Source organism: Streptomyces sp. NPDC102279 (assembly GCF_044766365.1).
Taxonomy (GTDB): Bacteria; Actinomycetota; Actinomycetes; order Streptomycetales; family Streptomycetaceae; genus Streptomyces.
On record NZ_JBIWLU010000013.1, the window covers coordinates 174,881 to 200,671 of the forward strand.

The 25,791-nt window shown below is 70.6% G+C and carries 22 protein-coding genes; 18 read left to right on the top strand and 4 right to left on the bottom strand.

Going from position 1 to position 25,791, the window contains the following annotated elements; all coding sequences use genetic code 11:
- The first annotated feature begins 2 nt into the window (after positions 1 to 2).
- The 7 genes from rsmD to mutM all read left to right on the top strand — a co-directional run bounded on the left by rsmD (position 3) and on the right by mutM (position 5,236).
- Positions 3 to 629 carry a 16S rRNA (guanine(966)-N(2))-methyltransferase RsmD gene (gene rsmD / locus ACIRQH_RS31270; protein WP_358816344.1) on the top strand — a complete coding sequence of 209 codons (627 nt, stop codon included), beginning with the start codon at positions 3 to 5 and terminating at the stop codon, positions 627 to 629.
- On the top strand, positions 626 to 1,135 hold the full coding sequence (gene coaD / locus ACIRQH_RS31275; RefSeq protein ID WP_358816238.1) for a pantetheine-phosphate adenylyltransferase: 510 nt from the start codon (positions 626 to 628) through the stop codon (positions 1,133 to 1,135). Before rsmD ends, coaD begins: the two co-directional genes overlap by 4 nt.
- A 99-nt stretch (positions 1,136 to 1,234) precedes the next feature.
- The gene (locus tag ACIRQH_RS31280) at positions 1,235 to 2,323 is read left to right on the top strand and encodes an ATP synthase F0 subunit B (RefSeq protein WP_404228020.1); all 1,089 of its coding nucleotides are present in this window, start codon (positions 1,235 to 1,237) and stop codon (positions 2,321 to 2,323) included.
- 175 nt (positions 2,324 to 2,498) lie between these two features.
- Positions 2,499 to 3,143 (top strand): DUF177 domain-containing protein, encoded by a 645-nt coding sequence (locus ACIRQH_RS31285; RefSeq protein WP_358816240.1) that lies wholly within the window; start codon positions 2,499 to 2,501, stop codon positions 3,141 to 3,143.
- A 2-nt stretch (positions 3,144 to 3,145) separates the two neighbouring features.
- Positions 3,146 to 3,319, top strand: coding sequence for a 50S ribosomal protein L32 (gene rpmF, locus ACIRQH_RS31290; protein WP_033321093.1), 174 nt, complete (start codon positions 3,146 to 3,148; stop codon positions 3,317 to 3,319).
- Between the two features lie 19 nt (positions 3,320 to 3,338).
- Positions 3,339 to 4,196, top strand: coding sequence for a ribonuclease III (rnc, locus tag ACIRQH_RS31295; RefSeq protein ID WP_388869862.1), 858 nt, complete (start codon positions 3,339 to 3,341; stop codon positions 4,194 to 4,196).
- Positions 4,197 to 4,369: 173 nt separating this feature from the next.
- On the top strand, positions 4,370 to 5,236 hold the full coding sequence (gene mutM / locus ACIRQH_RS31300) for a bifunctional DNA-formamidopyrimidine glycosylase/DNA-(apurinic or apyrimidinic site) lyase (RefSeq protein ID WP_358816242.1): 867 nt from the start codon (positions 4,370 to 4,372) through the stop codon (positions 5,234 to 5,236).
- 28 nt (positions 5,237 to 5,264) lie between these two features.
- Here mutM and ACIRQH_RS31305 read toward each other — a convergent pair whose 3' ends face one another.
- Positions 5,265 to 5,699, bottom strand: coding sequence for a winged helix-turn-helix transcriptional regulator (locus ACIRQH_RS31305; RefSeq protein WP_404228024.1), 435 nt, complete (start codon positions 5,697 to 5,699; stop codon positions 5,265 to 5,267).
- Between the two features lie 130 nt (positions 5,700 to 5,829).
- Between ACIRQH_RS31305 and ACIRQH_RS31310 the strand changes: the two genes are divergently transcribed.
- Positions 5,830 to 6,429 (top strand): flavodoxin family protein, encoded by a 600-nt coding sequence (locus tag ACIRQH_RS31310; protein WP_358816244.1) that lies wholly within the window; start codon positions 5,830 to 5,832, stop codon positions 6,427 to 6,429.
- Between the two features lie 94 nt (positions 6,430 to 6,523).
- Here the strand turns inward: ACIRQH_RS31310 and ACIRQH_RS31315 are convergent, their stop codons facing one another.
- Positions 6,524 to 7,486 (bottom strand): CAP domain-containing protein, encoded by a 963-nt coding sequence (locus ACIRQH_RS31315; RefSeq protein WP_358816245.1) that lies wholly within the window; start codon positions 7,484 to 7,486, stop codon positions 6,524 to 6,526.
- A 154-nt stretch (positions 7,487 to 7,640) separates the two neighbouring features.
- Between ACIRQH_RS31315 and ACIRQH_RS31320 the strand changes: the two genes are divergently transcribed.
- From ACIRQH_RS31320 to ACIRQH_RS31335, 4 genes are all read left to right on the top strand, one after another.
- Positions 7,641 to 7,922: an acylphosphatase gene (locus tag ACIRQH_RS31320; protein ID WP_358816246.1), complete on the top strand. Its 282-nt coding sequence runs from the start codon at positions 7,641 to 7,643 to the stop codon at positions 7,920 to 7,922.
- A 382-nt stretch (positions 7,923 to 8,304) separates the two neighbouring features.
- Positions 8,305 to 8,508: a hypothetical protein gene (locus ACIRQH_RS31325; RefSeq protein WP_028802434.1), complete on the top strand. Its 204-nt coding sequence runs from the start codon at positions 8,305 to 8,307 to the stop codon at positions 8,506 to 8,508.
- A gap of 223 nt (positions 8,509 to 8,731) precedes the next feature.
- Entirely contained in the window at positions 8,732 to 12,313 is a 3,582-nt protein-coding gene (gene smc, locus ACIRQH_RS31330; RefSeq protein WP_404228028.1) for a chromosome segregation protein SMC, read from the top strand.
- A 465-nt stretch (positions 12,314 to 12,778) separates the two neighbouring features.
- On the top strand, positions 12,779 to 14,194 hold the full coding sequence (locus ACIRQH_RS31335) for a sugar porter family MFS transporter (RefSeq protein ID WP_388869854.1): 1,416 nt from the start codon (positions 12,779 to 12,781) through the stop codon (positions 14,192 to 14,194).
- 130 nt (positions 14,195 to 14,324) lie between these two features.
- On the opposite strand, the gene ACIRQH_RS31340 is transcribed toward ACIRQH_RS31335, so the two are convergent.
- Positions 14,325 to 15,293 (bottom strand): LLM class flavin-dependent oxidoreductase, encoded by a 969-nt coding sequence (locus tag ACIRQH_RS31340; protein WP_388932997.1) that lies wholly within the window; start codon positions 15,291 to 15,293, stop codon positions 14,325 to 14,327.
- A gap of 203 nt (positions 15,294 to 15,496) precedes the next feature.
- On the opposite strand from ACIRQH_RS31340, the gene ftsY reads away from it, so the two are divergent.
- Positions 15,497 to 16,699 carry a signal recognition particle-docking protein FtsY gene (gene ftsY, locus ACIRQH_RS31345; RefSeq protein ID WP_358816250.1) on the top strand — a complete coding sequence of 401 codons (1,203 nt, stop codon included), beginning with the start codon at positions 15,497 to 15,499 and terminating at the stop codon, positions 16,697 to 16,699.
- Positions 16,700 to 16,858: 159 nt separating this feature from the next.
- On the opposite strand, the gene ACIRQH_RS31350 is transcribed toward ftsY, so the two are convergent.
- Positions 16,859 to 17,521 (bottom strand): bifunctional DNA primase/polymerase, encoded by a 663-nt coding sequence (locus tag ACIRQH_RS31350; protein ID WP_358816251.1) that lies wholly within the window; start codon positions 17,519 to 17,521, stop codon positions 16,859 to 16,861.
- 445 nt (positions 17,522 to 17,966) lie between these two features.
- Here ACIRQH_RS31350 and ACIRQH_RS31355 point away from each other — a divergent pair, with 445 nt between their 5' ends.
- From ACIRQH_RS31355 to ffh, 5 genes are all read left to right on the top strand, one after another.
- Positions 17,967 to 19,442, top strand: coding sequence for a hypothetical protein (locus ACIRQH_RS31355; RefSeq protein ID WP_388869847.1), 1,476 nt, complete (start codon positions 17,967 to 17,969; stop codon positions 19,440 to 19,442).
- A 415-nt stretch (positions 19,443 to 19,857) separates the two neighbouring features.
- Positions 19,858 to 21,198 (top strand): ammonium transporter, encoded by a 1,341-nt coding sequence (locus ACIRQH_RS31360; protein ID WP_358816253.1) that lies wholly within the window; start codon positions 19,858 to 19,860, stop codon positions 21,196 to 21,198.
- The gene (locus tag ACIRQH_RS31365; protein WP_081219652.1) at positions 21,195 to 21,533 is read left to right on the top strand and encodes a P-II family nitrogen regulator; all 339 of its coding nucleotides are present in this window, start codon (positions 21,195 to 21,197) and stop codon (positions 21,531 to 21,533) included. Before ACIRQH_RS31360 ends, ACIRQH_RS31365 begins: the two co-directional genes overlap by 4 nt.
- 55 nt (positions 21,534 to 21,588) lie before the next feature.
- A complete protein-coding gene (locus tag ACIRQH_RS31370) occupies positions 21,589 to 24,045 on the top strand; it encodes a [protein-PII] uridylyltransferase (RefSeq protein WP_404228033.1) in 2,457 nt (818 codons plus the stop codon).
- A gap of 184 nt (positions 24,046 to 24,229) precedes the next feature.
- The gene (gene ffh, locus ACIRQH_RS31375; protein WP_358816255.1) at positions 24,230 to 25,783 is read left to right on the top strand and encodes a signal recognition particle protein; all 1,554 of its coding nucleotides are present in this window, start codon (positions 24,230 to 24,232) and stop codon (positions 25,781 to 25,783) included.
- Positions 25,784 to 25,791 lie beyond the last annotated feature (8 nt).

Here is a 25,791-nt window from a genome sequence, read left to right on the forward strand (position 1 = left end):
GACTGGGAACGACCGACACACCCCCAGCGCAAAGGACCCTCATGACCCGCGTGATCGCCGGCCGGGCCGGCGGACGCCGCCTGGCCGTCCCGCCGGGCACCGGCACCCGCCCCACCTCCGACCGGGCGCGCGAGGGCCTCTTCTCCACCTGGCAGTCCCTGCTCGGCGGCCCGCTGGGCGGCGAGCGCGTCCTCGACCTGTACGCGGGGTCGGGCGCCGTCGGGCTGGAGGCGCTCAGCCGCGGCGCCGGACACACCCTCCTCGTCGAGGCGGACGCCCGCGCGGCCCGGATCATCCGCGAGAACGTGACGACACTGGGCCTGCCGGGCGCCGAGGTCAGAGCGGGCAAAGCGGAGCAGATCATCCGTACGGCGCCGCCCGCGGAACCGTACGACCTGGTCTTCCTCGACCCTCCGTACGCGGTCACGGACGACGATCTTCGCGAGATCCTGCTCACACTCCGGACCGGGGGCTGGCTCACGGCGGATGCGCTCGTCACCGTGGAGCGCAGCACCAGAGGCGGCGAATTCGTGTGGCCGGACGGTTTCGAAGCCGTCAGGGCCCGTCGATACGGCGAGGGCACGTTTTGGTACGGTCGCGCCGCCTCTACGTGCGAAGACGCACGATGACCGGACCGGAGAGCGAGGGACCACTGTTGCGCCGCGCCGTCTGTCCGGGGTCATTCGACCCCATCACCAACGGACACCTCGACATCATCGCCCGCGCCTCGCCGCTGTACGACGTCGTACATGTCGTGGTGATGATCAACCAGTCGAAGCAGGGCCTGTTCACGGTCGACGAGCGGATCGAGCTGATCCGCGAGGTCACGGCCGAGTTCGGCAACGTCCAGGTCGAGGCCTACCACGGCCTCCTCGTCGACTACTGCAAGCAGCGCGACATCCCGGCCATCGTGAAGGGCCTGCGCGCGGTCAGCGACTTCGACTACGAACTCCAGATGGCCCAGATGAACAACGGCCTCTCGGGCGTCGAGACCCTCTTCATCCCCACCAGCCCCACCTACAGCTTCCTGTCCTCCTCCCTGGTCAAGGAAGTCGCGCAGTGGGGCGGCGACATCAGCCACCTCGTGCCGCCGTTGGTTCTGGAACAGCTCACGGAGCGACTGGGCAAGCACTGAGCGGCTGACAGTGCGTCACCCGGTGTCGGGCGGGGCGGCAGTGGTCGTACAGTCGACCCGTCCGTCTCCATCACAGCTGTAGAGAGTGGCGAGCACACGGTGGACGTGCAGAAGAAGCTCGATGAGATCGTGGCTGCGGTCGGCAGTGCCCGGTCCATGCCCATGTCGGCCTCGTGCGTGGTCAACCGCGCCGACCTGCTCTCGATGCTCGAGGAGGTGCGCCAGGCGCTGCCCGGCTCCCTCGCCCAGGCGCAGGAGCTGATCGGCGGCCGTGAGCAGATGGTCGAGCAGGCCCGCCAGGAGGCCGAGCGGATCATCGAGACCGCGCACGCCGAGCGGGGCTCCCTGATCTCCGACACCGAGGTCGCCCGCCGCTCGCAGAACGAGGGCGACCGGATTCTCGCCGAGTCCCGTCAGGAGGCCGAGGAGATCCGCGCCGAGGCCGACGACTACGTCGACTCCAAGCTCGCCAACTTCGAGGTCGTCCTCACCAAGACCCTCGGCTCCGTCGGTCGCGGCCGGGAGAAGCTCCTCGGCACCGGCCCGGGCGTCGACGATCAGGGGTACGAGGACGAGGACGCCCCCGAGCGCAGCCACGACCCGGAGACCCTGCGCCGCAACGCCGACGAATACGTCGACGTCAAGCTCGGCGCCTTCGAGGCCGTCCTCGCCAAGACCCTGGAGGCCGTCGGCCGCGGCCGGCAGAAGCTGCACGGCCGGATCGCCAGCGACGACCTCGGTGACCTGACGCCCTTCGGCGACGACGGGACGCCGGGCCTGCACACCAGCGACTCCGACTACCTGGCCGGCCTCGCCGACCTGGCCGAGGCCCCGGAGCAGCCCGTCCAGAGCCCGGAGGTGCCGGCCCAGCAGCCGTCGTACGGCCAGCAGCAGGAGGCGTACGCCTACCAGCACCAGCAGCAGGACCCGTACGCCTACCAGCAGCAGTACGCCCAGCAGCAGGACCCCTACGGCTACCAGCAGGCCGATCCGTACGCCGCCTACCCGCAGCAGGGCTACGACCAGCAGGCCGCGTACGACCAGAACCAGCAGCAGGCGTACGTCCAGCAGCAGGGGCAAGTCCAGGAACAGCAGGCGCAGGCGCTCGACGAGACCAGTCTCTTCGACACCAGCATGATCAGCGCCGAGCAGCTCAGGGCCTACGAACAGGGGCGCGGCGGCCACTGACGGCCGGGCGGGGAGGGCCGCGCGCCGGGGGACGGGGCGGGGCGCTCGGACCGGATTGGGCCGTGAGCGAAAGGTCCAGTATCCTGGCTCTTCGGTCGCGTGTACGTCCGCGATCAACGCTGCCCACGGAACACCAGGGGCAGCGTCCCCATGAGTTCGAAGATCGAAAGCAGGAATGGCTCTGAACGCCCGCCTCGACCACCGCAACCCTCTCGTGTTCGACACACACGAGCTGGGGCGGCGTCCTGGCGCGCTGCAGCGCCTGAACCGCACGATCGACGCGCCCCTGGATCTCGGCATCCAGGGTGTCATCGGAGTGCCGGAAGGCGCCCCGGTGGAACTCGACCTCCGCTTGGAGTCGGTCATGGACGGGGTGCTTGTCACAGGCACCGCGCGTGCATCGGCCAAGGGGGAGTGCGTAAGGTGTCTGGAGCCGCTCGAGCAGGTGCTCGAAGCGGATTTCCAGGAGATGTTCTCGTACCCTGACGCCGATGACCGGGGCCGCCCCAAGGCGGAGCCGGCCGACGACGCCGAGGATGACGAGGACACGCTCTTCCTCGAGGACGGCCTGTTCGACCTCGAACCCGTGCTGCGTGATGCGGTAGTGCTCGCACTGCCGATGCAGCCGGTGTGCCAGGACGACTGCCCGGGCCTGTGCTCCGAATGCGGAGCCCGGCTGGCGGACGACCCGGAGCACCACCATGACGCCGTCGACATCCGTTGGGCGGCACTGCAGGGACTCGCCGGTTCACTCGAAGATGGCGAGAAGGACGAGTTGAGCGGCGCCGAACCTGGCGTCGACGAGAAGCAGGAGAAGTAGCCGTGGCTGTTCCGAAGCGGAAGATGTCGCGCAGCAACACGCGCCACCGCCGGTCGCAGTGGAAGGCTGCGGTCCCCAACCTGGTTGCGTGCGAGCGCTGCCACGAGCCCAAGCTGCAGCACATTGCGTGCCCGGCTTGCGGCACCTATAACAAGCGCCAGGTCCTCGAGGTCTGAGCGGCTGGTGAGAGGTCTGATGTCTGACGCCAAGGCGGACTTGAACGCCAAGAAAAAGGCGGAGAACACAGCCTCGTCCCACACGCTTCTGGAAGGGCGGCTCGGCTACAAGCTCGAGTCCGCCCTTCTGGTGCGTGCGCTGACCCATCGTTCCTACGCGTACGAGAACGGCGGTCTGCCGACCAACGAGCGCCTGGAGTTCCTCGGGGACTCCGTGCTGGGGCTCGTGGTCACGGACACGCTGTACCGCACCCACCCCGACCTGCCCGAAGGCCAGCTGGCCAAGTTGCGGGCCGCGGTGGTCAATTCTCGTGCGCTGGCGGAAGTGGGCCGCGGCCTCGAACTCGGCTCCTTCATCCGGCTCGGCCGGGGTGAAGAAGGCACGGGAGGCCGGGACAAGGCATCCATCCTCGCCGACACCCTTGAAGCGGTGATCGGCGCTGTCTATCTCGACCAGGGTCTGGAAGCGGCGGGCGACCTCGTCCACCGGCTCTTCGACCCGCTGATCGAGAAGTCCTCCAACCTCGGTGCCGGCCTGGACTGGAAGACCAGTCTCCAGGAGCTCACCGCGACCGAAGGGCTCGGCGTTCCCGAGTACCTGGTCTCGGAGACCGGTCCCGACCACGAGAAGACCTTTACTGCTGCCGCCCGCGTCGGAGGCGTCTCGTACGGCACCGGCACCGGCCGCAGCAAGAAGGAGGCGGAGCAGCAGGCCGCGGAGTCCGCGTGGCGTGCGATACGCTCCGCCGCGGACGAACGCGCTAAGTCGGCCCAGGCCGCGGAGCAGGCGGCTCGCGCCGCTCAGCCTCCGGCCCATGACGCCGAGGGGACCGACGAAACCCCCTCGACGCCGACCACCGACACGGCCACGGCCTGATCCTTCACAAGAAGCACCGCACCATCGGACCCCGTCGCAGCGCACCAGCGCCGCGGCGGGGTCCGTGCGTGTGCGGGCCGGGGGAGCGGGCGCGACTGCGCCACGACAGTGCCCGCCGCGTGCGATGTACGCTTCCGGCATCACCCCTCAGTCCGCCCCTCCGGAGGAGTCCCGTGCCCGAGTTGCCCGAGGTCGAAGTCGTGCGGCGGGGCTTGGAGCGCTGGGTGTCCGGGCGGGTCGTGAAGTCCGTCGAGGTGCGCCATCCGCGGGCCGTGCGGCGGCACTTGGCGGGGCCGGACGGCTTCGCGAAGTCGCTGGAGGGGCAGCGGATCGGTGAGGCCATGCGCCGCGGCAAGTACCTGTGGCTGCCGCTCGACGACTCCCCGTACTCCGTGCTCGCGCACCTCGGGATGAGCGGTCAGCTCCTCGTGCAGCCGGAGGAGGCCGTGGAGGAGAAGCATCTGCGGATCCGTTTCCGCTTCGACGACCCCCTCGGCACCGAGCTGCGCTTCGTCGACCAGCGGACCTTCGGTGGTCTCTCACTGCACGAGAACACCGCGGACGGACTGCCCGACGTCATCGCCCACATCGCCCGCGATCCGCTGGACCCGCTCTTCGACGACGCCGCCTTCCACGTCGCCCTGCGGGCCCGCCGTACGACGATCAAGCGCGCCCTGCTCGACCAGTCGCTGATCAGCGGCGTCGGGAACATCTACGCGGACGAGGCGCTCTGGCGCTCCAAGCTGCACTACGAGCGACCGACGGGGACCATGACCCGGCCGCGCACCGCCGAACTCCTCGGCCACATCCGCGATGTCATGAACGACGCCCTCGCCGTCGGCGGCACCAGTTTCGACAGCCTCTACGTCAACGTGAACGGCGAGTCGGGCTACTTCGACCGCTCGCTCGACGCGTACGGGCGGGAGGGCGAACCGTGTCGTCGCTGCGGGACGCCGATGCGGCGGCGGGCCTGGATGAACCGCTCCAGCTACTTCTGCCCGCGCTGTCAGCGCGCGCCGCGCCCGGGCGCCGACCTCTGACCGTCGCACTCGCCGTACTTCCCGCAGGTCACGCGCCGCGCGTCGTGTCGTAGCGCCCGCGAGACTCCAGTACCTCGTCCATGTTGCCCTCCACGAAGGTGATGAGGGTCAGCAGGTGCTCGGCGACCTGACGGCCGAGCGGCGTGAGGCTGTAGTCGACGCGCGGCGGGTTCGTGGGCTGTGCGTCCCGGTGTACCAGCCCGTCGCGCTCCAGCGCGTGCAGGGTCTGGGAGAGCATCTTCTCGCTGACGCCGTCGACCCGGCGCCGCAGCTCGTTGAAGCGGAACGTGCCGTCGTGCAGTGCCCCCAGCGTGAGCGAGCCCCAGCGGCCGGTGACGTGCTCCAGCGTGCCCCGGGACGGGCAGCCGCGCGCGAAGACGTTGTACGCGAGGTCCTCGTCGTCGGGGCACACGGCGCCCTCGTCGCGGTCGGGACGCTCGGAGACAGGGGCGACGGATTCCATGCAGACAGCATACGCAGACACAGCGCTTCCCGAAAGGTTGCACTAACCAGAAGTTAGTGCTTTCCTTTCGGCATCGCCGGTGAGCAGCTCATACGCTGCTCCCGTACTCGTTCTCTGAGGAGTCCCTACCGTGACGACCCCTGTTGTCTCCATCGCCTACCACTCCGGCTACGGCCACACCGCGGTCCTCGCCGAAGCCGTCCGCACGGGTGCTCTCGAGGCCGGTGCCGAGGTCCACCTGATCAAGGTCGACGAGATCACCGACGCGCAGTGGGAGCAGCTCGACGCCTCGGACGCCTTGGTCTTCGGGTCGCCGACGTACATGGGCACGGCGTCGGGCGCCTTCCACGTCTTCGCGGAGGCGTCCTCGAAGCGCTGGTTCGGACAGGACTGGAAGGACAAGCTGGCCGCCGGGTTCACCAACTCCGGCTCCAAGAGCGGCGACAAGCTGCACACCCTGCAGTTCTTCCAGATCCTCGCCGCTCAGCACGGCATGAACTGGGTCAACCTCGGTCTGCACCCGGGCTGGAACAACAGCGCCGGCTCCGAGCACGACCTCAACCGCCTCGGCGTCTTCGCGGGCGCCGCGGCGGCCACCAACGTCGACGAGGGACCCGACGCGGTCCACGCCTCCGACATCGCCACCGCGGAACACCTGGGCCGCCGGATCACCGAGACGGCCCGCGTCTTCACCCTGGGCCGCGCGGCCGCGGCGGTGCCGGTCGCCTAGCCGAGGGTCGGCACGCCGCGAGCAGCACCAGAGGCTCGTCCGCGTGACGGCGAGAGGGTCCGGGCATCGCGGGGGCCGGTCGTGCGGGGTCGGCTCAGTAGCCGAAGTCCTGCGTCCACCAAGGGCCGCCCGAGCCGAAGTGGGCTCCGACGCCGAGGGTCTTGAAGTCGCAGTTCAGTATGTTCGCGCGGTGGCCGGGGCTGTCCATCCAGGCCTCCATCACCGCTTCCGCGGTGGTCTGGCCGCGGGCTATGTTCTCGCCGCCGAGGCTGGTGATGCCGGCCTGCGCCGCACGGTCCCAGGGGCTGAGGCCGCTCGGGTCGGTGTGGTCGAAGAAGTCGCGTGCCGCCATGTCCTCACTGAAGGACTGGGCCAGGTCCGACAGCGCGCTGTTCGCGGACACCGGGCTGCAGCCCACCTTGGAGCGCTCGTCGTTGACGAGCTTGAGCACCTCGGCCTCGGCCGCCGTCTCCGCGGACACGGTCACCGGGGCCTTGGGCGCCGGCGCCTTCGTCGCGGTCTTGGAGGGCTTCGGGGCCTCGGGGGCCTTCGACTCCTCGGTCGGCTCGGCGCTGGGCTTCTTCGAGGGCGTCTTCGTCGGGGCGGCCGACGGCGACGACGAGGAGGGGGCGGCCGAGGGGGTGGCCGCGCGATCGGCGTCACGGCTCGTCGCCGCGTCGTCGTCGTGGGCCTCCGCGCTGCCCGAGGTGCCACCCTGCTGGGTCTCCAGACCGGAGGGCGAGCCGACGGCCTGCACCTTGTCGGAGTTGCCGCCGCCACCACCGAGCGCGTAGTTGTCGCTGCCGGGCAGCACACCGGCCGCGACGGCCGCTGTGCCCAGGGCCACGGCCGCAGAGACACCGAGCAGACCGGTGCGTACCGCGGTCGCGCCCTTCTTCTTGCGGTGCGAGCGGGCGGACGAGGTGGACGGGAGATCGGCGACGGCCGCGTAGCCGTACAGGTTCTCCGGACCGTAGTTCTCCGTGTCGGCCCCGTGCTGGTCGGTGGCGCGGCCTGTGGCGGCGCGGCCGGCGGCGTGGCGTCGGTGGCGTCCCATCTCTTGGGCCTTCCTCGATCTTGCGTCAGGCGATTCTCAAACGAACCTCACCCGAAAGAGTGAGTTTCCTATGAGACTCATTGGGTGGGGACGGTACCCCATGGCGCAAGGGGAGGAAGTGCTCCGAGAGACATTGTCCGGTTAGCGTGCACCCATGAACGAGGTTGTGCGGCTGGTCGTCTGGGTACGCGGGCGCGTCCAAGGTGTGGGTTTCCGCTGGTTCACGCGTGCCCGGGCTCTGGAGATCGGCGGGCTGAGTGGTTTTGCTCTCAATTTGGACGACGGACGCGTCCAGGTCGTCGCGGAGGGCCCTCGCGATGGCTGTCAGGGACTACTGGACTGGCTCCAGGGCGACGACACGCCCGGCCGGGTGGAAGGAGTCACTGAGATCTGGGACACGCCCCGGGGGATCTACGACAGCTTCGCCATCCGCTGACGATGTGACCCGCGACGGCCTCCCGGAAGCCCTCCGCGCATGCCCCGGGCACCTGCCCGAAGGAGAAATGGCCTGGTGGTTGCCAAGAAGGCCGCGAAGTGGCAGGCTCGCGAGGTAACGATGATCTCCACGCCCTGAGGGTCCCGCAGGAGTCGCAGCGCCGCCGATCCAGAGCCGCGCGACAGCGGGTTGCCCCCCGATACGGGGCGTGATCGTGTTGACCGTCAAACTTTTTGGTGAGACTCTGAAAGCCCCGCGCACCTTAGCTGTTTGGCATGTGGAACGGCAGCAGGACATCAGCAGTGTCAAGCATCGCGGGTGCGATTCCCTCACGACCCACACCGCTTCCCGGTCGGTCACTCAGTGTGGAGGACCATCCATCATGGCAAAGGCGCTTCTCGGTTACGTCGGCGGTTCCGACCCGCGACTCATTGCCGAGATGCGACGGCTCCAGCAGCGCGTACAGGACCTCGAATCCGAGCTCGTACGGATTCAGGCCGAGAACGACGCGCTCGCGGCTGCCGCTTCTCACGACTCGCTTCTCGAGAGCATCGACGTACCCCAGGCGGAGCCTGCGCTCACCTGACCGCTGCACCGCGCTACTACGACAGCAGTGGTCGGCCAGCCCGAATCAACCGCTAAGTTGTCAGATTTGCAAGGGACGCCTCTTCGGCGTCCCTTCTTTCTTGCCCCCGCGCCCCCGTGGACCCCCGTCCCCTCTCTTTAACGTGTGGTGTGCCCTGCACATTCACGGGTGAAACCGCGCGTTCATGGAGTGAGACCGGGACCGAAAGGTAGAGTCCGGCGGCGTGCACCTCAAGGCCCTGACCCTCCGCGGGTTCAAATCGTTCGCCTCGGCGACCACGCTGCGGTTCGAGCCGGGCATCACCTGTGTCGTGGGCCCCAACGGTTCGGGCAAGTCCAACGTCGTGGACGCGCTCAGCTGGGTCATGGGGGAGCAGGGCGCCAAGTCGCTGCGCGGCGGCAAGATGGAGGACGTCATCTTCGCCGGTACCACCGGGCGCCCGCCGCTCGGGCGTGCCGAGGTCTCCCTCACCATCGACAACTCCGACGGCGCCCTGCCGATCGAGTACGCCGAGGTCACCATCACGCGGATCATGTTCCGCAACGGCGGCAGCGAGTACCAGATCAACGGCGACACCTGCCGGCTGCTGGACATCCAGGAGCTGCTGTCCGACTCCGGCATCGGCCGCGAGATGCACGTCATCGTCGGCCAGGGCCAGCTCGACTCCGTCCTGCACGCCGACCCGATGGGCCGCCGGGCCTTCATCGAGGAGGCGGCCGGCGTCCTCAAGCACCGCAAGCGCAAGGAGAAGGCGCTCCGGAAGCTGGACGCGATGAAGGCGAACCTCGCCCGTGTCCAGGACCTCACGGACGAACTGCGCCGCCAGCTGAAGCCGCTCGGCCGACAGGCCGCCGTTGCACGCCGTGCCGCCGTCATCCAGGCCGACCTGCGTGACGCCCGGCTGCGGCTGCTCGCCGACGACCTCGTCCGGCTGCGCGGGGCGCTCCAGTCCGAGATCGAGGACGAGGCCGCGCTCAAGGAGCGCAAGGAGTCCGCCGAGGCCGAGCTGAAGAAGGCGCTCCAGCGGGAGTCCCTCCTGGAGGACGAGGTCCGGCAGCTGACCCCGCGCCTCCAGCGCGCCCAGCAGACCTGGTACGAACTCTCGCAGCTCGCCGAGCGTGTGCGCGGCACGATCTCGCTGGCCGAGGCGCGCGTGAAGAGCGCCACGTCGGTGCCCGCCGAGGAGCGGCGCGGACGCGACCCCGAGGACATGGAGCGCGAGGCCGCCCGGATCCGTGAGCAGGAGGCCGAACTCGAAGCGGCCCTGGAGGCGGCGGAGCGGGCTCTGGAGGACATGGTCTCCCACCGCGCGGATCTGGAGCGCGAACTCACCGCCGAGGAGCGCCGACTCAAGGACGTGGCCCGCGCCATCGCCGACCGCCGCGAGGGCCTCGCCCGCCTCAACGGCCAGGTCAACGCCGCCCGTTCACGGGCCGCGTCCGCGCAGGCCGAGATCGACCGGCTCGCCGCCGCCCGCGACGAGGCCCAGGAGCGCGCGTTCGCGGCCCAGGAGGAGTACGAGCAGCTGAACGCCGAGGTCGAGGGCCTCGACGCGGGCGACGCCGATCTCACGGACCAGCACGAGGCGGCGAAACGGGCGCTGTCCGACGCCGAGGCCGGCCTCGGTTCCGCCCGCGAGGCGGTCACCGCGGCTGAACGCCGGCGGGCCGCGACCCAGGCCCGCCACGAGGCGCTCGCGCTCGGGCTCCGGCGCAAGGACGGCACGGGAGCGCTGCTCGGCGCCCGCGACCGACTCACCGGAGTGCTGGGCCCCGCCGCCGAACTGCTGTCGGTCACCCCTGGTTTCGAGGTCGCGCTCGCCGCCGCGTTCGGCGTGGCCGCCGACGCCATCGCTGTCAGTACGCCGGCCTCGGCCGCGGAGGCCATCCGACTGCTGCGCAAACAGGACGCGGGCCGGGCCTCCCTCCTTCTTGCCGGAGCACCCGAGGACACCGTCCGGGACGGGCACGGGAGCGGGGAAGAGGAGCAGGGCCCGGGTGACGGGGGGCGGTACGCCTCCGACCTCGTGCGGGGGCCCGCCGAGCTGATGCCCGCCGTACGGCGGCTGCTGCGCGGGATCGTCGTCGTCGGGACCCTGGAGGACGCCGAGGACCTGGTCTACGCGCGGCCCGGGCTCACCGCCGTGACCGGCGAGGGCGACCTGCTCGGGGCACATTTCGCGCACGGGGGGTCCGCCGGAGCGCCCAGCCTTCTCGAAGTCCAGGCCTCGGTGGACGAGGCGGCGGCCGAGCTGGAGGAGCTGGCGGTGCGCTGCGACGAGCTGACCGAGGCGCAGCGGCTCGCCGCCGGGCGGCGCACGGAACGGGCCGCGCTCGTCGAGGAACTGGGGGAGCGGCGGCGGGCCGCCGAGCGGGAGAAGTCGTCGGTCGCGCAGCAGCTCGGCCGGCTGGCCGGGCAGGCGCGCGGAGCCGCGGGTGAGGCGGAGCGGAGCACCGCGGCGGCCGCCCGTGCGCAGGACGCCCTCGACCGGGCCCTGGAGGAGGCGGAGGAGCTGGCCGAACGGCTCGCCGTGGCCGAGGAGATGCCCGTCGAGGAGGAACCCGACACCTCGGCGCGGGACCGGCTCGCCGCCGACGGCGCCAACGCCCGGCAGACCGAGATGGAGGCCAGGCTCCAGGTGAGGACCCATGAGGAGCGGGTCAAGGGCCTCGCCGGACGGGCCGACTCGCTCGACCGGGCCGCCCGGGCCGAACGTGAGGCACGCGCGCGTGCCGAGCAGCGCCGGGCGCGGCTGCGCCACGAGGCCGCCGTCGCGCAGGCCGTGGCCTCGGGAACGCGGCAGCTGCTCGCGCACGTCGAGGTCTCGCTCGCCCGTGCCGACGAGGAGCGCTCCGCCGCCGACAGCGCCAAGGCCCTCCGCGAGCAGGAACTCGTCGCCGCGCGAAGCCAGGGCCGCGACCTCAAGGCCGAGCTCGACAAGCTCACCGACTCGGTGCACCGAGGGGAGGTGCTGGGCGCCGAGAAGCGGATGCGCGTGGAGCAGCTGGAGGCGAAGGCGCTGGACGAGCTCGGCGTCGAACCGGGGGGACTCGTCGCGGAGTACGGCCCCGACCAGCCCGTACCACCGTCCCTGCCGGCCGAGGGCGAGGAGCTGCCCGAGGACCCGGAGCATCCGCGCAACCAGCCCCGGCGGTTCCACCGTGCCGAGCAGGAGAAGCGGCTCAAGTCGGCCGAGCGGGCGTACCAGCAGCTGGGCAAGGTCAACCCGCTGGCCCTGGAGGAGTTCGCCGCGCTGGAGGAGCGCCACAAGTTCCTCAGCGAGCAGCTGGAGGACCTCAAGAAGACGCGAATCGACCTCCTCCAGGTGATCAAGGAGGTCGACGAGCGGGTCGAGCAGGTGTTCACCGAGGCGTACCGGGACACCGCCCGGGAGTTCGAAGGGGTCTTCAGCCGGCTGTTCCCGGGCGGCGACGGACGGCTGATCCTGACGGACCCCGACAACATGCTCACCACCGGCGTCGACGTCGAGGCCCGGCCGCCGGGCAAGAAGGTCAAGCGGCTCAGCCTGCTCTCCGGCGGCGAACGGTCGCTGACCGCCGTGGCGCTGCTGGTGTCGATCTTCAAGGCGCGCCCCAGCCCGTTCTACGTGATGGACGAGGTCGAGGCGGCGCTCGACGACACCAATCTCCAGCGGCTGATCCGCATCATGCAGGAGCTGCAGGAGGCCTCGCAGCTGATCGTGATCACGCACCAGAAGCGCACGATGGAGGTCGCCGACGCGCTGTACGGCGTTTCCATGCAGGGCGACGGAGTCTCGAAGGTCATCAGCCAGCGACTGCGCTGACGCCCGCGGTCTGCGATGCCCGCGGACACCCGCCGTCGGGGCTCCTGGGGTCGTCCACCCGGTCGGCGTAGGCGGGCCCGCCCGCGCCGCGCGGTCGTCGCCCGGTCACGGATGCCCGCGGGCGCCGGTGTGCCCGGCGCCCGTAACGGTCGCTGTCCGCGGTGTTCCGAGCGTCACATCGGTGTACCTCCCACGGAGTTACTGCCGGGACTTCGGGGGCAGAAGGCCTTGTGTTGAGCCGTATGGGGGTCAACTGTTCAACTCTTGAACACAGCCGTACCCGCTCGGTCGCGCAATCTCATGCCAACCCCGAAGTTGACTTCGAAACTTGAAGGCATATTCTCTGCAACGTTGCTTTTACCTTCAGGTGGTGGGCGGCGTGAAGTTGTGCGCCACTGATACCACCATCGAAGGGTTTCGCCCCCCCACCCCCGGCAGCGAGGCCGGTGGCCCGAGGAGTTTTACGTGACCAGCGCAGCGCAGGCACCCCAAGGAGCCAAGCCGGCTCCTCCCGAACATCTCGGGCATGTCATCTTCATCGCGGCCGCGGCCGCGATGGGTGGATTCCTGTTCGGCTACGACAGCGCCGTGATCAACGGTGCCGTCGAAGCCATCCGAAGCCGCTACGACATCGGCTCCGCGGCCCTCGCCCAGGTCATCGCCATCGCGCTGATCGGCTGCGCCATCGGCGCCGCGAGCGCGGGCCGCATGGCCGACCGCATCGGACGTATCCGCTGCATGCAGATCTCCGCGGCCCTCTTCACCGTCAGCGCCGTCGGCTCGGCTCTGCCCTTCGCGCTGTGGGACCTCGCCTTCTGGCGCATCATCGGCGGCTTCGCCATCGGCATGGCCTCCGTCATCGGCCCCGCCTACATCGCCGAGGTCTCCCCGGCGGCGTACCGCGGCCGGCTCGGCTCCTTCCAGCAGGCCGCGATCGTCATCGGCATCGCCATCTCGCAGCTCGTCAACTACGCCATCCTGCACGCCGCCGGCGGCGACCAGCGCGGCACGCTGCTGGGCGTCGAGGCCTGGCAGGTCATGCTCGGTGTCATGGTCATCCCGGCCGTCCTCTACGGTCTGCTGTCCTTCGTGATCCCCGAGTCGCCGCGCTTCCTCATCTCCGTCGGCCGGGACGCCCGCGCCCGTGAGGTGCTCAAGGAGGTCGAGGGCGACAAGATCGACATGGACGCCCGCGTCGCCGAGATCGAGCACGCCATGAAGAGCGAGCACAAGTCGACCTTCAAGGACCTGCTCGGCGGCACCGTCTTCTTCAAGCCGATCGTCTGGGTCGGTATCGGCCTGTCGGTCTTCCAGCAGTTCGTCGGCATCAACGTCGCGTTCTACTACTCCTCGACGCTGTGGCAGTCGGTCGGCGTCGACCCGACGGACTCGTTCCTGTACTCGTTCACCACGTCGATCATCAACATCATCGGCACCGTGATCGCCATGATCTTCGTGGACCGGATCGGGCGTAAGCCGCTCGCCCTCATCGGCTCCGTCGGTATGGTCATCGGTCTCGGACTGGAGGCCTGGGCCTTCTCCTTCGACCTGGTCGACGGCAAGCTGCCCGCCACCCAGGGCTGGGTCGCCCTGGTCGCCGCCCACGTCTTCGTCCTCTTCTTCGCCCTCTCCTGGGGTGTCGTGGTCTGGGTCTTCCTCGGCGAGATGTTCCCGAACCGGATCCGTGCCGCCGCGCTCGGCGTCGCCGCCTCCGCGCAGTGGATCGCCAACTGGGCCATCACCGCGAGCTTCCCGTCGCTGGCCGACTGGAACCTCTCCGGGACCTACATCATCTACACGGTCTTCGCGGCGCTCTCCATCCCCTTCGTGCTCAAATTCGTCAAGGAGACGAAGGGCAAGACCCTGGAGGAGATGGGCTAGCCGCCCGCGTCACCGGCGGCTCCCCACGGGCCCGCCGGTTCCCCGGAACTCGGGGAGAAGGGCCAAGTCCCCGCTGCCCCTCTCCTCGTACTCGTAAAGAGGGCGTACTGCCCCGGCTCGGACCGAAAGGTCAGGCGAGCCGGGGCAGTACGTTTTCGCAGAACAGCTGGAGACTGCGCCGGCCCTCGTCGAGGGGCATCCCGCCGGCCAGCGGATGCAGGACGAGATTGTCGAGGCCCTGCTCCACGCACTGGTCGGGCGTCAGGATGCGGTAGACGCCCTCGGCGCGCAGCTCCTCGACGGTCGTGGCCGCCGACTTCACCGCCGAGCGGATCTCGCCGGACTGCCACGAGGCGTACGTCCGTGCCTCGTGCAGGAAGTGCGTGCCGTACTCGGCCCAGGCGCGGTCCGGATCCTCGGCGATGTGCAGCAGCGGGGTCTCGGCGGCGGGCATCATCGTCCAGCCCTCGGTGCCGTACTCGACGAGCCGCTCCTTGTAGTACGCCTCCAGCTCGGGCAGGTGCGCGCTCGGGAAGAACGGCAGCCCGAGCCGGGCGGCACGCCGGGCCGCCGCCCGGGAGGAGCCGCCCACCAGCAGCAGGGGGTGCGGATCCGAGAACGGGCGCGGGGTGACCCGTACCGTACGGCCCCGGTACGCGAACTCCTCGCCCGTCCACGCCTTCAGCACCGTCTCCAGCAGCTCGTCCTGGAGCCTGCCGCGCTGCTTCCAGTCGACGTCGAAGAGCGCGTACTCCTCGGGCCGGTAGCCGATGCCGGCCACGGTCACCAGCCGGCCGCCGCTCAGTAGGTCCAGCACGGCGATGTCCTCCGCCAGACGCAGCGGGTCGTGCAGCGGCCCGATGACCGCCGAGACGGTGACCGCGACGTTCCGGGTCGCCCCGAAGACGGCGCCCGCGAACGCGAACGGTGAGGGCAGCCAGTTGTTGGCGACGCCGTGGTGCTCCTCGGTCTGCACCGTGGTGATCCCGTGGTCGTCGGCGTACCGGGCCATCTCGACGGCCGCCTTGTAGCGGGCACTCAGCGAGGCGGGGGTGGCGCCGGGTTCGACGAGGTTGAAGCGCACGACCGTTACGGGCATGGGGAGCCCCCCTTCGTGTGTGGTGGGGGACGGTAGCTGACGGTGCGTCAGGTGGCCATAGCGGTGGAGGCCGGAATCCGGCGCGGGCGGGGTGCGACTCCCGTGCGCCGGCCGGCTCCGGATCCTCGTACGAAACTACAAGAGTTCCTCTGCGCGGGGGAAAATCCCTCCCGCGCGGGCGATGGCTGATACTGGGGGACGTTATGGAAACCGTCATCCTTGCTGTAGTCATCGCCGTGGTCGTGATCGGCGCGCTCGGCGGGCTCGTCGTCGGCAGCCGCAAGCGGAAGCAGCTGCCCCCGCCGCCCCCGTCCGCCCCCGACATCACCGCCCCGCCCGCCGAACCGCACGTCGGCGACGAGGCCGAGACGCCGCGCGACGAGTCGCGCCGCACCATAGAGGAAGTGGATCTCCCCGACCGCTCGGCGGATGCGCCGGTCGTCGTGGAGGAGCCTCCGACCGCCCCCGGGATCGAGATCCCGGAACCGACCGCCGGCCGCCTGGTGCGCCTGCGCGGCCGGCTCTCCCGCTCGCAGAACGCGCTCGGCAAGGGGCTGCTCACGCTGCTCTCGCGCGAGCACCTCGACGAGGACACCTGGGAGGAGATCGAGGACACGCTGCTGACCGCCGACGTCGGCGTGCAGCCCACCCAGGAACTGGTCGACCGGCTGCGCGAGCGCGTCAAGGTGCTCGGCACGCGCACTCCGGACGAGCTGCGCGGCCTGCTCCGCGAGGAGCTGCTCCAGCTGCTCGTCCCGGAGTTCGACCGTGAGGTCAAGACCGACTCGAACCTCGACACCCCGGGCATCGTCATGGTCGTCGGCGTCAACGGCACCGGGAAGACCACCACCACCGGCAAGCTCGCGCGCGTGCTCGTCGCCGACGGCAAGAACGTCGTGCTGGGTGCCGCGGACACCTTCCGTGCCGCCGCCGCCGACCAGCTCCAGACCTGGGGCGAGCGCGTCGGCGCCCGCACGGTGCGCGGCCCCGAGGGCGGCGACCCCGCCTCGATCGCGTTCGACGCGGTCAAGGAGGGCATCGAGGAGGGCGCGGACGTCGTCCTCATCGACACCGCCGGCCGGCTCCACACCAAGACCGGTCTGATGGACGAGCTGGGCAAGGTCAAGCGCGTCGTCGAGAAGCACGCCCCGCTCGACGAGGTGCTGCTCGTCCTCGACGCCACCACCGGTCAGAACGGTCTCATCCAGGCGCGCGTGTTCGCCGAGGTCGTCGACATCACCGGCATCGTGCTGACCAAGCTCGACGGCACGGCGAAGGGCGGCATCGTCATCGCGGTCCAGCGTGAGCTGGGTGTGCCCGTCAAGCTGGTGGGGCTCGGCGAGGGCGCGGACGACCTGGCGCCGTTCGAGCCGGAGGCGTTCGTTGACGCCCTCATCGGAGAGTGAGCATCCGCGCGAACGCGTAGGTGCCCGAAGAAGCGCCCGCCTCCCGAGACGTACTCGGGGGACGGGCGCTTCGTCGTACGGACGGTGATGTCGTCGCCGTTCGCCGTTCGCTGTTCGGGCCGCGCGGCAGGTGGCGGGGTGAGGGGCGGCTCGGGTCGGTCAGACCCGCGACCGGTGGGCCACGTAGGCGAGCGTGCCCAGCAGCAGGCGGGCCTGGGGCGGGTTCGTCGCCGAGTCGAGGGCGGGGGCGCGCAGCCAGCGGACCGGGCCGAGGCCGGCGCGGTCGGAGGGCGGCGCGGTGACGAACGTGCCGCGACCGAGGCCGTGCAGGTCGAGGGAGGCGTCGTCCCAGCCCATCCGGTACAGCAGGCGGGGGAGTTCGGCGGCGGAGCCGGGGGAGACGAAGAAGTGGGCGCGGCCGTCCGGGGTGGCCGCGACCGGGCCGAGCGGGAGACCCATCCGCTCCAGGCGGACGAGCGCACGGCGCCCGGCGGGCTCCGCGACCTCGATCACGTCGAACGCGCGGCCGACCGGGAGCATCACCGCGGCACCCGGGAACTCGGCCCAGCTGCCGGTCGCCTCGTCGAGCGTCGCGCCGGCCCGGATCGTCGGGGCGAAGTCGAGGGGATGCGCTCCGGGGGCCGCGCAGTCGGTCCTGCCGCACGAGCACGCGCCCGACGCGGCCCGGGCGCCCGGGACCACGTCCCAGCCCCACAGTCCGGTGTACTCGGCGACGGCGGTGCACTCCGACGAGCGGCCGCGGCGTCGTGTCCCGGTCCGGATGTCGCGCATCGTCCGACTGCTGCCGATCGTGAAGCCCATGCCCCCTCCAACGGGTCCGACGCACCAGTGGTTACGTGCCGGAGCCGGATTGTCACGCTCTGCTTCCGGCTGCCCGCTGCCGCGTGGTCCAGGCGGCGCCCTGTCGCACTCCGGGTGGTGCGATCGATTCCGTGCGCCCCGGCGCACACCGTTCCACCCATCCCCGGTGGTGCTGTGTCAAGTGAATCGCGATCAGCGCGGACGGAGTTCATTCGAAGGGGTGGCGAATGGTGGCGTTTCACGGATCGCCATGGCTGGAGGGGTGATCGTAGGATTACTTTGTGTGCACGAGACCTGGGAACGTCGCACTCGTGGGTATGCCAAGGGCAAGTCGGCTTCCCGTTCGAAGGGTGACAACTGGCGGACGGGCGGCCGTATTTACCGGCATTCTGATAGGGCTTGGCGCACAGCGGCGACAAGTGGGTTCAGGGATGGGGGCGTTCCAGTGGGCGGCAACGGCGGAGGCGGGACGAACGCTGAGAAGCGCCCCAACGAGCTGCTCGGCTCGTGGTTCGTGCGCAGCGGCTGGTCCAAGGGTGAGCTGGCACGTCAAGTGAACCGCCGGGCGCGCCAGTTGGGGGCCAACCACATCTCGACGGACACCTCGCGGGTGCGCCGCTGGCTGGACGGGGAGAACCCGCGTGAGCCGATCCCGCGGATCCTGTCCGAGCTGTTCTCCGAGCGGTTCGGGTGTGTCGTAGCCGTCGAGGACCTCGGTCTGCGCGCGGCCCACCAGGCGCCGTCCGTGTCGGGTGTCGACCTGCCGTGGACGGGCCCGCAGACCGTCGCGCAGATCAGTGAATACTCGCGCAGCGACCTGATGCTGGCGCGCCGAGGCTTCCTCGGCAGCTCGCTCGCGCTCGCCGCCGGTCCGGCCCTGATCGAGCCCATGCAGCGCTGGCTCGTGCCCACGTCGCTGGCCCAGCAGGAGGAGCCGGAGCCGCCGGCCTCGGCCCGCCGCGGCGGCCGGCTCTCCAAGCCGGAGCTGGACCTCCTGGAGTCCACCACGGCGATGTTCCGCCAGTGGGACGCCCAGTGCGGTGGCGGCCTGCGCCGCAAGGCCGTCGTCGGCCAGCTCCACGAGGTGACGGACCTGCTCCAGGAGCCGCAGCCCGCCGCCACCACCAAGCGCCTGTTCAAGGTCGCCGCCGAACTCGCCGAGCTGGCGGGCTGGATGAGCTACGACGTGGGCCTCCAGCCCACCGCCCAGAAGTACTTCGTGCTCGCCCTGCACGCCTCGAAGGAGGCGGGCGACAAGCCCCTCGGTTCGTACATCCTCTCCAGCATGAGCCGCCAGATGATCCATCTCGGGCGGCCCGACGACGCGTTGGAGCTGATCCACCTCGCGCAGTACGGCAGCCGCGACTGCGCGAGCCCGCGCACCCAGTCGATGCTGTATGCGATGGAGGCCCGCGCGTACGCCAACATGGGCCAGCCCGGCAAGTGCAAGCGGGCCGTGCGGATGGCCGAGGACACCTTCTCCGACGTGCACGAGTGGGACGACCCGGACCCCGACTGGATCCGCTTCTTCTCCAAGGCCGAGCTGTACGGCGAGAACTCGCACTCCTACCGTGACCTCGCCTATGTCGCGGGCCGCAGCCCCACGTACGCGTCCATGGCCGAGCCGCTGATGCAGGAGGCGGTCGACCGCTTCGGCAAGGACCCCGAGCACCAGCGTTCGTACGCACTCAACCTCATCGGCATGGCCACCGTGCACCTGCTGCAGCGGGAGCCCGAGCGGAGTACGGAGCTGGCCCTGGAGGCCCTCAGGATCGGCAAGAAGGTCCGCTCCGAGCGCGTCAACACTCGTATCCGAAAGACGGTCGACACCGCGGTCCGCGACTTCGGGGAGCTGGCCGAGGTCATCGACCTCACCGCCCAGCTGGCCGTCGACCTGCCCGAGACCGCAGAGGCGGTCTGACCCCGGGCCGCCGAGGCGGCCCCACCCCGTGCCCCGGCCATGGCCGGCCGTCCCGAAACGACCGACTCGGCTCCCCCATGCCAGGTCATCGGACGGCCCGCCGTGGCCGGTCCCGCGCTCTGCCCGGCCCGCCCGGCCCACCTCCCCGCGAGCCCCGGCGGGAGCCCTGTGGGCGCCTCCACAGCGGGTCGCGACCGCCGCCGCCGAAGATTGCGTCACGATAACGATCGACGCGAACACAATCCGGCAGTTCATGAACGCGTAACACGCGGAGTGCCTTCGTCACTGGTGCGAAACATCGAGGGCCGTCGACGGAAACGGCGCTGCGCCAATCTCATGGCGCATAACCGGCCCACCCCTCACGCCCACTCAGGCTTCGCCCGCACGGGGCCGTACCAACGACGAGGAGACGCCGATGGCACCAGCCATCACCCTTGCCGCAGAGGCGCCAAAGCTGTCTGCAGCCAACACAGGGTTCATGCTCATCTGTTCCGCTCTGGTGCTGATCATGACGCCCGGCCTCGCCTTCTTCTACGGAGGCATGGTCCGCGTCAAGAGCACCCTCAACATGCTGATGATGAGCTTCATCAGCATGGGGATCGTCACCATCCTGTGGGTGCTGTACGGCTTCTCCCTCGCCTTCGGCACGGACAAGGGATCGTTCATCGGCTGGACCTCCGACTGGGTCGGCCTCAGCAACATCGGCCTGACGGAGCTGTGGCCCGGGTACACCATCCCGGTCTTCGTGTTCATGGTCTTCCAGCTGATGTTCGCGATCATCACGCCCGCCCTGATAAGCGGCGCGCTCGCCGACCGCGTGAAGTTCACGGCGTGGTCGCTGTTCATCGCCCTGTGGGCGACGGTCGTGTACTTCCCGGTCGCCCACTGGGTCTGGGGCACCGGCGGCTGGGCCTTCGACCTCGGCGTGATCGACTTCGCCGGTGGTACGGCGGTCCACATCAACGCGGGTGCCGCGGCGCTCGGCGTGATCCTCGTCATCGGCAAGCGCGTCGGGTTCAAGAAGGACCCGATGCGTCCGCACAGCCTCCCGCTGGTGATGCTCGGTTCCGGACTCCTGTGGTTCGGCTGGTTCGGATTCAACGCCGGCTCCTGGCTCGGCAACGACGACGGCGTCGGCGCGCTGATGTTCGTCAACACGCAGATCGCCACCGCCGCCGCCATGCTGGCCTGGCTCGTCTACGAGAAGATCCGGCACGGCGCGTTCACCACGCTGGGCGCGGCCTCCGGCGCGGTCGCCGGTCTGGTCGCCATCACCCCGTCCGGTGGTGCGATCTCCCCGCTCGGCGCGATCGCGGTCGGCGCCATCGCCGGTGTCCTGTGCGCCATGGCCGTGGGCCTGAAGTACCGGTTCGGCTACGACGACTCGCTCGACGTCGTCGGCGTCCACCTCGTCGGCGGAGTCATCGGCTCCCTGCTCATCGGCTTCTTCGCCAGCGGCCACGGCCAGTCCACGGTCGAGGGTCTCTTCTACGGCGGCGGGCTCACCCAGTTCTGGAAGCAGTGCGCCGGCGTCTTCGCCGTCCTCGGCTACTCCCTCGTCGCCTCCGCCATCCTCGCCTTCCTCATCGACAAGACCATCGGCATGCGGGTCACCGAGGACGAGGAGATCACCGGCATCGACCAGGCCGAGCACGCCGAGACCGCATACGACTTCAGCGGTGCCGGCGGCGGCTCCGTCGCCCGGACCGCCGCGCCCGCCCCGGCCGACACGGACACCAAGAAGGTGGACGCATGAAGCTCATCACCGCCGTCGTGAAGCCTCACCGGCTCGACGAGATCAAGGAGGCCCTGCAGGCCTTCGGGGTCCACGGACTGACGGTCACCGAAGCGAGCGGCTACGGTCGGCAGCGGGGACACACCGAGGTCTACCGCGGTGCCGAGTACACCGTGGACCTCGTGCCCAAGATCCGTATCGAGGTGCTGGCCGAGGACGACGACGCCGAACAGCTCATCGACGTCGTGGTGAAGGCGGCCCGCACCGGCAAGATCGGTGACGGCAAGGTCTGGTCCGTCCCGGTCGAGTCGGCGGTCCGGGTCCGGACCGGGGAGCGCGGCCCGGACGCGCTCTGACCGGTCGCACTCCGACCGGCCTGCACGAAGGAAGAAGAAAGACAGGAGTCGCTGGGTGACGAGTACCGACACACGTACGGAAGCAGAGGACTCGGGACCCAGCGGCTACGCGGCGGCCCGGCTGCGTCTCCTCCAGGAGGGGGCGCGGTCCGGGCCGCCGCGCCGTGCGGCCCTCGCCGAACTCACCGACGACTGGCTGACCGGCCTGTTCACCGCCGGAGCCGAGGGCATGCGCGGGGTCTCCCTCGTCGCCGTCGGCGGCTACGGCCGCGGAGAGCTCTCCCCGCGCAGCGACCTCGATCTGCTGCTCCTGCACGACGGCGGGGACTCCGGCGGTGTCGCCGCCCTCGCCGACCGCATCTGGTACCCGGTCTGGGACCTCGGCCTCGCCCTCGACCACTCCGTCCGCACGCCGGCCGAGGCCCGCAAGACCGCCGCCGAGGACCTCAAGGTCCAGCTCGGCCTCCTCGACGCCCGCCACCTCGCCGGTGATCTCGGCCTCACCGCAGGACTGCGCACGGCGATCCTCGCCGACTGGCGCAACCAGGCCCCCAAGCGGCTGCCCGAGCTCCAGGAACTGTGCGCCGAGCGCGCCGAACGCCAGGGCGAGCTGCAGTACCTCCTCGAACCGGACCTCAAGGAGGCGCGCGGCGGACTGCGCGACGCCACCGCCCTGCGCGCCGTCGCCGCCTCCTGGCTCGCCGACGCGCCCCGCGAGGGCCTCTCCGACGCCCGCCGCCGCCTCCTCGACGTCCGGGACGCCCTGCACCTCGCCACCGGCCGCGCCACCGACCGCCTCGCCCTCCAGGAGCAGGACCAGGTGGCCGCCGAACTCGGCCTGCTCGACGCCGACACCCTGCTCCGCCAGGTGTACGAAGCCGCCCGCGTCGTCTCCTACGCCAGTGACGTCACCTGGCGCGAGGTGAGGCGCGTACTGCGGTCCCGGGCCGTGCGACCCCGGCTGCGCGCCATGCTGGGCGGCGGCTCCAAGCCCGCCGCCGAACGCTCACCGCTCGCCGAGGGCGTGGTCGAGATGGACGGCGAGGTCGTGCTCGCGCGGGCCGCCCGCCCCGAGCGCGACCCGGTCCTCCCGCTGCGCGCCGCCGCCGCTGCCGCCCAGGCCGGTCTCCCGCTGTCCCTGCACGCCGTACGACGCATGGCGGCCGCGGCGCGCCCGCTGCCCTCGCCCTGGCCCGCCGAGGCGCGCCAGCAGCTCGTCACCCTTCTCGGCTCGGGCCGTCCGACCGTCGAGGTCTGGGAGGCGCTGGAGGCCGAAGGCCTGATCACCCGGTTGCTGCCCGACTGGGAGCGGGTCCGCTGCCGGCCCCAGCGCAACGCCGTCCACATCTGGACCGTCGACCGCCACCTCATCGAGACCGCCGTCCGCGCCTCCGAACTGACCCGCCGCGTCGGCCGCCCCGACCTGCTCCTCGTCGCCTCCCTGCTGCACGACATCGGCAAGGGCTGGCCCGGGGACCACTCCGTGGCCGGCGAGATCATCGCCCGTGACGTGGCCACCCGCATCGGCTTCGACCGCGCGGACGTCGCCGTGCTCGCCACCCTCGTACGCCACCACCTGCTGCTGATCGACACCGCGACCCGCCGTGACCTGGAGGACCCCGCCACCGTCCGCTCGGTCGCCGAGGCCGTCGGATCGCAGGGCACCCTCGAACTGCTCCACGCGCTCACCGAGTCGGACGCCCTCGCCACCGGCCCCGCCGCCTGGTCCTCCTGGCGCGGCTCCCTCGTCGCCGACCTGGTCAAACGGGTCGCGGCGGTACTCGCGGGGGACGCCCCCGAGGAGCCCGAGGCCGTGGCACCCACGGCCGAACAGGAACGGCTCGCGATCGAGGCCTTCCGCACCGGCGGCCCCGTCCTCGCCCTGCACGCCCAGACCGAGCCGGTCGACCCCGGGACCGAGGCCGTGCCGGACGACCCCGAGCCGCTCGGGGTCGAGCTGCTCATCGCCGTCCCCGACCAGCCCGGGGTGCTCCCCGCGGTCGCCGGCGTCCTCGCCATGCACCGTCTGACCGTCCGCACCGCCGAGCTGCGTGCCCTGGACCTGCCCGACGAGGTCGCGGGCTCGGTCCTGCTGCTCAACTGGCGGGTCGCCGCCGAGTACGGCTCCCTCCCGCAGGCCGCCCGGCTGCGCGCCGACCTCGTCCGCGCCCTGGACGGCTCCCTCGACATCGCCGGGCGGCTCGCCGAGCGCGACGCCGCCTACCCGCGCCGCCGCGGGACCGTCGCCCCGCCGGCGCGCGTGACGGTCGCCCCGGCCGCCTCACGGCACGCGACCGTCATCGAGGTCCGCGCCCACGACGCCCCCGGCCTTCTGCACCGCATCGGCCGGGCCCTGGAGAAGGCTCACGTCCGGGTGCGGAGCATGCACGTCTCCACCCTCGGAGCGAACGCCGTGGACGCCTTCTACGTGACCGGTACCCAGGGCGTGCCGCTGCCCGCGGAGGAGGCGGTGTCGGTGGCGCGCGCACTGGAGGAGGCGCTGCGGGAGTGAGCGGGGGAGCGGGTCCGGCCGGCCCGGCCGCGCGGCGTTCCCCCGGGCGCCGACCGTCCCGTACGTCCGGGTACGAGGTGTCATAGGTCTCTCGTATGAACGCGGTGGAGACCCCACCGCACGCGGCCAGATACCCTGGAGGGCGATTCCCTTCGCCCCCGACCCCTGAGGACCGACGAGCGCCGTGTTCGATACTCTCTCCGATCGCCTCTCAGCGACGTTCAAGAACCTGCGGGGCAAGGGCCGACTGTCCGAAGCCGACATCGACGCCACCGCACGCGAGATCCGTATCGCGCTCCTCGAAGCCGACGTGGCCCTCCCGGTCGTGCGGACCTTCATCAAGAACGTCAAGGAGCGCGCGCTCGGTGCCGAGGTTTCCAAGGCGCTGAACCCTGCCCAGCAGGTACTGAAGATCGTGAACGACGAGCTCGTCACGATCCTGGGCGGCGAGACCCGCCGTCTGCGGTTCGCCAAGAACCCGCCCACCGTGATCATGCTGGCGGGTCTCCAGGGTGCCGGTAAGACGACCCTCGCCGGAAAGCTCGGCAAGTGGCTCAAGGACCAGGGTCACTCCCCGCTCCTCGTCGCGGCCGACCTCCAGCGCCCGAACGCGGTGAACCAGCTCAGTGTGGTCGCCGAGCGCGCGGGCGTCGCCGTGTACGCCCCCGAGCCGGGCAACGGCGTGGGCGACCCGGTCAAGGTCGCCAAGGACTCCATGGCGTTCGCGAAGACCAAGGTCCACGACATCGTGATCGTGGACACCGCCGGCCGCCTCGGCATCGACCAGGAGCTGATGCGGCAGGCCGCGGACATCCGCGACGCCGTCAGCCCCGACGAGATCCTCTTCGTCGTCGACGCGATGATCGGCCAGGACGCGGTCAACACCGCCGAGTCCTTCCGTGACGGCGTCGGCTTCGACGGCGTGGTGCTCTCCAAGCTCGACGGTGACGCCCGCGGTGGTGCGGCCCTGTCGATCGCCTCGGTCACCGGCAAGCCGATCATGTTCGCGTCGAACGGCGAGAAGCTCGACGACTTCGACGCCTTCCACCCGGACCGGATGGCCTCCCGCATCCTCGACATGGGTGACCTGCTCACCCTGATCGAGCAGGCGGAGAAGACGTTCAGCCAAGAAGAGGCCGAGCAGATGGCCTCCAAGCTGGCGTCCAAGAAGGGCCAGGACTTCACCCTGGACGACTTCTTGTCCCAGATGGAGCAGGTCCGGAAGATGGGCAGCATCAGCAAGCTGCTCGGCATGCTTCCCGGCATGGGCCAGATCAAGGACCAGATCAACAACCTCGACGAGCGCGACGTCGACCGCACGGCCGCCATCATCAAGTCGATGACCCCGGCCGAGCGCCAGGAGCCGACGATCATCAACGGCTCGCGCCGCGCCCGTATCGCCAAGGGTTCCGGCGTCGAGGTCAGCGCGGTCAAGGGCCTGGTCGAGCGGTTCTTCGAGGCCCGCAAGATGATGTCCCGCATGGCCCAGGGCGGCGGTATGCCGGGCATGCCGGGGATGCCGGGCATGGGTGGCGGCCCCGGCCGCACCAAGAAGAAGCAGAAGCAGGCCAAGGGCAAGCAGCGCTCCGGCAACCCGATGAAGCGCAAGCAGCAGGAGGACGAGGAGGCGGCCCGCCGCGAGGCCGGCGCCCAGGGCGGCAACGCCTTCGGCCTCCCGCAGCAGAGCGCCCAGGAGGACTTCGAGCTGCCGGACGAGTTCAAGAAGTTCATGGGCTGACGTCCGCT

Coding starts and splice junctions, on each gene's coding strand:
- coaD (WP_358816238.1), top strand. CDS start 626: ATGACCGGACCGGAGAGCGAGGGACCACTGTTGCGCCGCGCCGTCTGT.
- ACIRQH_RS31285 (WP_358816240.1), top strand. CDS start 2,499: ATGGCTCTGAACGCCCGCCTCGACCACCGCAACCCTCTCGTGTTCGAC.
- rnc (WP_388869862.1), top strand. CDS start 3,339: ATGTCTGACGCCAAGGCGGACTTGAACGCCAAGAAAAAGGCGGAGAAC.
- ACIRQH_RS31305 (WP_404228024.1), bottom strand. CDS start 5,699: ATGGAATCCGTCGCCCCTGTCTCCGAGCGTCCCGACCGCGACGAGGGC.
- ACIRQH_RS31315 (WP_358816245.1), bottom strand. CDS start 7,486: ATGGGACGCCACCGACGCCACGCCGCCGGCCGCGCCGCCACAGGCCGC.
- ACIRQH_RS31320 (WP_358816246.1), top strand. CDS start 7,641: ATGAACGAGGTTGTGCGGCTGGTCGTCTGGGTACGCGGGCGCGTCCAA.
- ACIRQH_RS31325 (WP_028802434.1), top strand. CDS start 8,305: ATGGCAAAGGCGCTTCTCGGTTACGTCGGCGGTTCCGACCCGCGACTC.
- ACIRQH_RS31340 (WP_388932997.1), bottom strand. CDS start 15,293: ATGCCCGTAACGGTCGTGCGCTTCAACCTCGTCGAACCCGGCGCCACC.
- ftsY (WP_358816250.1), top strand. CDS start 15,497: ATGGAAACCGTCATCCTTGCTGTAGTCATCGCCGTGGTCGTGATCGGC.
- ACIRQH_RS31350 (WP_358816251.1), bottom strand. CDS start 17,521: ATGGGCTTCACGATCGGCAGCAGTCGGACGATGCGCGACATCCGGACC.
- ACIRQH_RS31360 (WP_358816253.1), top strand. CDS start 19,858: ATGGCACCAGCCATCACCCTTGCCGCAGAGGCGCCAAAGCTGTCTGCA.
- ACIRQH_RS31365 (WP_081219652.1), top strand. CDS start 21,195: ATGAAGCTCATCACCGCCGTCGTGAAGCCTCACCGGCTCGACGAGATC.